This window comes from uncultured Shewanella sp., from assembly GCF_947497935.1.
Lineage (GTDB): Bacteria > Pseudomonadota > Gammaproteobacteria > Enterobacterales > Shewanellaceae > Shewanella.
In genome coordinates, this window is the sequence record NZ_CANMIO010000041.1 from 1 (window position 1) to 5,352 (window position 5,352).

The window sequence follows — 5,352 nt, forward strand, 5'->3', positions numbered from 1 at the left end:
ACAACTTCCCTCCTACGCTGTCCCTGCGTTCTGGGATAAGTACTTCCATGTACAACTCCCCTCTTACGCAATCCCTGTGTTCTGGGATAAGTACTTCCATGTACAACTCCCCTCTTACGCAATCCCTGCGTTCTGGGATAAGTACTTCCATGTACAACTCCCCTCTTACGCAATCCCTGTGTTCTGGGATAAGTACTTCCATGTACAACTCCCCTCTTACGCAATCCCTGCGTTCTGGGATAAGTACTTCCATGTACAAAAAAAGGAGCCGTTAGGCTCCTTTTTTATACATCTAGCGGCAAATTACTTTTGCGTTGCTAGATAATAAGCGATATCAAGTAGTTCTTGGTAAGACTTGATAGCACCAGTCTCAACACGGTATTTACCGTTAACCACTAATGCAGGTACGCCTGCAATCTTGGCATTTTCAGTATCACGCTTCATCTTAGACATCTGCGCGTTAACCATAAATGACTTAGCTGCCGCGTCGAATGCTTTAGGATCGACACCGTTAACAACGAAAAGCGCCTTAATATCATCAAGGTTAGTGAAACGCTGCTTCTTGTCTTGAATAGCAGAAAATAGAGCATGCTCCATCTTTTCTTCAATCTTTAACTGGTGTGCGATGGCGAATGCACGAGACATCTCTACACCCATTTCACGACCGATAAACTCAACGTGGTTCTGCTTAAAAGTCACACCTTCTGGAAGAGTCGCCTTGATCTTAGGCACTTGCTCTTTAGCAAACGTGTAACAGTGTGGGCAATAGAAAGAGAAGAACTCAGCAATCTCTGGTTTAGCCGTACCCGGACCTTCGTTAATAACCGTGTAATGTACGCCTTCTTCATATTGAGCTGCCATTGCAGCCATAGGCGCCATCAATAGTGCAAATGCAACTAATAGAGCTTTTTTCATTTAACTTCCCCTCGATGCGAATCGTGCATCACGCTAATAATTTGGACATAACATAATGTGCTTTCGAGTCGACCTCAAGCGCAAAAGTTCATTTTTCTGTTACAAAATAAGTGTCTTCAACAGTATTAATACTGAGGAGTTAGACTCAATGGCGCTTCATCCAGTGCTGCTAACTGCTCTTTAAACGCTAAAATCTGCTGCTCCCAATATTTATCCTCTGCAAACCAAGGGAAGTTCATTGGAAAGGCTGGATCGCCCCAGCGACGACTCAACCATGCATTGTAGTGCAACATGCGCATGGCTCTAAGCGGTTCTATCAACTTAAGTTCGCGACAATCGAACTCACAGAACTCTTCATAGCCCTCAAGCAAGACTTCAAGTTGCAAAAGTTGCTGCGGTCTATCTCCTGCTAGCATCATCCAGATATCTTGCACTGCAGGTCCCATCTTGGCGTCATCGAGATCGACAAAGCCAGGGCCATCTGGCGTCCACAAGATATTACTAGGATGTAAGTCGCCGTGGAGCCTGATTGAGCGATAACTATCGGGTAGCCATAGCGATGATGCCTTTTCTAAGATCTGCTCCACCACTGTAAAGTAAGGCAGCTCTAGACTCGCAGGAATATGCCCCGATGATTTAAGCCAACTCAGTGATTCTTCACCCAGTAATTTAGGCGACATCACATCTCGGTATTTAAAATCAGCCTGCTTTGAGTATTGATGAATACGACCAATAAAACGCCCCACTTGCTCTAGCTGGTCAAGATTATCGACCTCAAAGGCGCGCCCACCAATAGAGGGAAACAGGGCAAATCTAAAGCCTTGATATTCATGCAGCGACTTGCCCTCGATGATCACTGGTGTCGCAATGGGTACCTCTTGCTCGGCAAGTGCCGCGGAGAAGTCGTGCTCTTCTTGGATCTGTGCATCGCTCCAGCGCTCAGGACGGTAAAACTTAACGACATAACGCTGACCTCTGTCACAACGGAACTGATAAACTCGGTTCTCATAGCTATTGAGTGCTAACAAGCCCGTTTCAGGGTAGATCTCGAGTGTTTCGATGGCGGTTAAAATAAGGTCTGGCGTCAAGGCTTGATAGTGAAAAGCCGAATCAGAGTCTTGCTCCATTGCCGCCTTAGGTGGATCGATATTCATTTGATTATGCTCAATGGTGAAGGCCTAGGTTGACCTTCAAACTGTAAAAATATTTATGCTTATGCTGCATGGTTTCAAACAGCTAATACTATTTAGTATATGGCTTCATTAACTCGGCAAGATAAACCAGCACCTCGTATTCATCTTCTCTGTCTGTCGATAACCAGCAGATATCGCCATAAAACTCATAATGTAGCTGCAGGAGTGTACCTTCAAACTCAAGTAGCCATTGATGCCGATCTGCGCCCCACTGCCTCTCTACCACACGGCAATCTAGGGCTTTGGCAAAAGGCTCGGCAAACAACTCAAACTGCTCAAAATCAATTTCGGCCTGTACCGCTAAACTCAGAGTTTCGCGATCTAATTTAATTGAAGTTAATTGCATTCATTTACTCTTATTGTTGTTTTAATGACGACAAGCTCTGCAGCTTAACTACTGCATGACATGATTAAACCTTGGCCCCAATCCGGTGGTCGCTTAGCCATGTTTTCGAACTCTACTTGCTCGTCGAAAGGTTTTTGCAGCACATGTTGCAGCTGCTGCAAAGGTTTCAAGTCACCTTGCTCGACGGCAATTATCGCCTCTTGGGCTAAATAATTACGTAAAATATATTTAGGGTTAACGCGATTACGCTCACTCTGCCATAGCCCTACATCGTCAACTTTTCCGAGTCGAGCCTGATATACCTGATACCAAGTATCGAAACCATTGAGGTCGACAAAGTTATCCCGCAAAGAAGACTGATTAGAGTTAGGATCGAGCTGGCCAAATCGACGCCAAGTATTGGTGTGATCTAACTGATTGCGCTCCATCAAGCCAGTGAAGCCACCAATCAGTGCTAAGTCATGCTCGTCCTGATCGGCCTCAGTTTCTGAAATCATTAACCCCAACTTGCCGCGCATCAGCAATAGATAGTGCTCAACCAACTCTACTTGATATTGATTCAGAGACGCTATCAAGTCGTCTGAAGCTATGATGGGCGATAGCGCCTGGGCTAAACGTTGTAGGTTCCACAGTCCGATCCCCGGCTGCTGGCCGAAGGCATAACGCCCTTCAGGATCTGAATGGTTACAGATAAAGTCTTCTTTGAAGGTATCTAAAAAGGCAAATGGTCCGAAATCGAATGTGTCCCCCAGAATCGACATATTATCTGTGTTCATCACTCCGTGAGCAAAGCCTATCGCCTGCCAGTGGGCAATCATCTTAGCCGTATCACTTACCACTTGTGTAAACCACGCCTTATAACCGGCGGCATCACAGCTTAAGCCCGGATAGTGCTGCCTGATGGTGAAGTCGAGTAATTGCTTCAGCTTTGCTGGTGCACCGCGCTCGCTATGGCAAAAATACTCAAAATGCCCGAAACGAATATGACTCTTAGCTAAACGCACCGTTATCGCCGCTGTTTCTTGGGTTTCACGCCATACAGGCAAGTCTGAGCCAATAACCGCTAATGCACGGGTTGTAGGAATATGCAGGTGATGCAGAGCTTCTGAGATTAAAAACTCCCGCACAGCGGAGCGCATCACTGCGCGACCATCGCCATGGCGTGAGTAAGGTGTTGGGCCTGCACCTTTTAAAGCCACATCCCAAGCGCCTTGTGGCCCTAGAGCCTCACCGAGAATAATCGAGCGCCCATCGCCAAGCTGAGGAGAGTAACCGCCAAACTGGTGGCCACTATAAACTTGCGCATAATAACTGGCGCCATCGACCTGAGCATTGCCTGAGAGCCCTTGTAGCAGCTCATCGCTAGGCTGCTTTATTCCGATAAGGTCAGCCGCATCCTGGCTCCAAGCCAGCCAGTGAGGATTACTAATGCCTAATGGAAACACTTGCGAATAAAATTCGGAAAGCTGTTCAAAAAAGTCTTGTTTTAATCGCATAAGGCATACCTACATTGCTTTGAACTCGCTGAAATGACACCTACTTAACTGGCTTTACCCTACTAAAGCGATCACGCTCTAGAAGCTCAGTGATGGACCATTAATAACTAAAGTTAACCACAGATGTACAGATGTAATGGTTAGTCTCCTGAAGCGATAACACTATGCCAGTTCAGCGACTCACCCTCGGCCTGACACTGATAACCATTAATAACTAAAGTTAACCACAGATGTAATGGTTAGTCTCCTGAAGCGATAACACTTTGGCAGTTCAGCGACTCACCCTCGGCCTGACACTGATAACCACAAACATAATGGCCACCAATATCGCCATCTAAGCGGATCAGGCCTTTTCCTTTGGCGTGGCACTGTTCAATCGTTTCATAGTAGCCATTAATAAAGCTGGCTGACTGCTCAACGCTAGGCTGAGTCTCACTGTCAGGATAATACAACAGTGTCCACTCTGGAGACTCAGTGCAAGCAACTAAGCCAATTGAGGCCATACCTAGCAATACCAGTGAACGAAAACCCATGCAATACTTCCTATAGTCCTGTGTTTGGAATACAAAATAAAAAGGCGAAGCCCCGAATCAAAATCTGGGTTTCGCCTTTTCGGTAACCACTAAGCTTATTCTACACCGCTTAGTGATTGCTTTTAACTGTGAATGCTATTTATTCGCTTTTACTTTAGCTTTGTCGATACGAGTAATTCGTCCCTCGAATCCAGTTACCGTGCCATCTGTCAGGCCGTACTCGATTGCCGTCTTACAGATTGCAATCGCAGTGTCGAATTCGCCATTATCATTAAGCAAGGTCGACAGATGCATCATGGCAGTCCCTTTTACTTCTGCCTCTGGGTTTTCGGCCTTAAGACCTTTGACATAAGCTGCAAAAACTTCAAGGTAGCCTTGAGATAGACCTGCGCCATATTGCACATACTCACTTTGCTTACGCTGCTTGTAACACTCGGCGATCGCCGCTGAAATGGCTACATGCTGCGTCGGGGCGTCACTGGCTAACTCAAGTTCGCTAACGGCTTTAGTCAACTTTGGATTGGCCCATGATAGATCGATGGCTTCAGCCTTAAGCTCTTGCTTAGGCTCTGGTTCAGTCTCTTGCTTAGGCTCTGGTTCAGTCTCTTGCTTAGGCTCAGATTCTGGCTCAGCTTCAAGCTTAGAAGAAACTTCCACCTGTGTCTCTATTACAGGCTCGACTTTAGGGGCTGCTTTTACCTCTGGCTGAACTTCGATAATTGGTTCAGGTTGCGCTTTTGGCTCTGGCTCTGGCTCTGGCTCTGGCTCTGGCTCTGGCTCTGGCTCTGGCTCTGGCTCTGGCTCTGGCTCTGGCTCTGGCTCTGGCTCTGGCTCTGGCTCTGGCTTTGGCTCTGGCTCTGGCTCTGGCT

The 5,352-nt window shown here is 46.7% G+C and carries 7 protein-coding genes; 1 reads left to right on the forward strand and 6 read right to left on the reverse strand.

Annotation, left to right across the window (positions count from 1 at the left end):
* Positions 1-325, forward strand: a 325-nt coding sequence (locus Q1A86_RS20955; RefSeq protein WP_299811383.1) for a hypothetical protein, incomplete at its 5' end; no start/stop codon positions are given.
* Here the strand turns inward: Q1A86_RS20955 and Q1A86_RS20960 are convergent.
* The 6 genes from Q1A86_RS20960 to Q1A86_RS20985 form a co-directional block, all read right to left on the reverse strand.
* Positions 304-915: a thiol:disulfide interchange protein DsbA/DsbL gene (locus Q1A86_RS20960; protein ID WP_299811385.1), complete on the reverse strand. Its 612-nt coding sequence runs from the start codon at positions 913-915 to the stop codon at positions 304-306. The genes Q1A86_RS20955 and Q1A86_RS20960 overlap by 22 nt on opposite strands.
* A 125-nt stretch (positions 916-1,040) precedes the next feature.
* Complete coding sequence (locus tag Q1A86_RS20965; protein WP_299811388.1) at positions 1,041-2,069, reverse strand: serine/threonine protein kinase; 1,029 nt, start codon at positions 2,067-2,069, stop codon at positions 1,041-1,043.
* Positions 2,070-2,157: 88 nt separating this feature from the next.
* Complete coding sequence (locus Q1A86_RS20970; RefSeq protein ID WP_299811391.1) at positions 2,158-2,454, reverse strand: DUF3630 family protein; 297 nt, start codon at positions 2,452-2,454, stop codon at positions 2,158-2,160.
* 44 nt (positions 2,455-2,498) lie between these two features.
* Entirely contained in the window at positions 2,499-3,950 is a 1,452-nt protein-coding gene (locus Q1A86_RS20975; protein ID WP_299811394.1) for a YdiU family protein, read from the reverse strand.
* A 239-nt stretch (positions 3,951-4,189) separates the two neighbouring features.
* Positions 4,190-4,483 carry a hypothetical protein gene (locus Q1A86_RS20980; RefSeq protein WP_299811397.1) on the reverse strand — a complete coding sequence of 98 codons (294 nt, stop codon included), beginning with the start codon at positions 4,481-4,483 and terminating at the stop codon, positions 4,190-4,192.
* 135 nt (positions 4,484-4,618) lie between these two features.
* Positions 4,619-5,352 (reverse strand): hypothetical protein (locus Q1A86_RS20985; protein WP_299811399.1); only part of this gene is annotated, 734 nt, incomplete at its 5' end.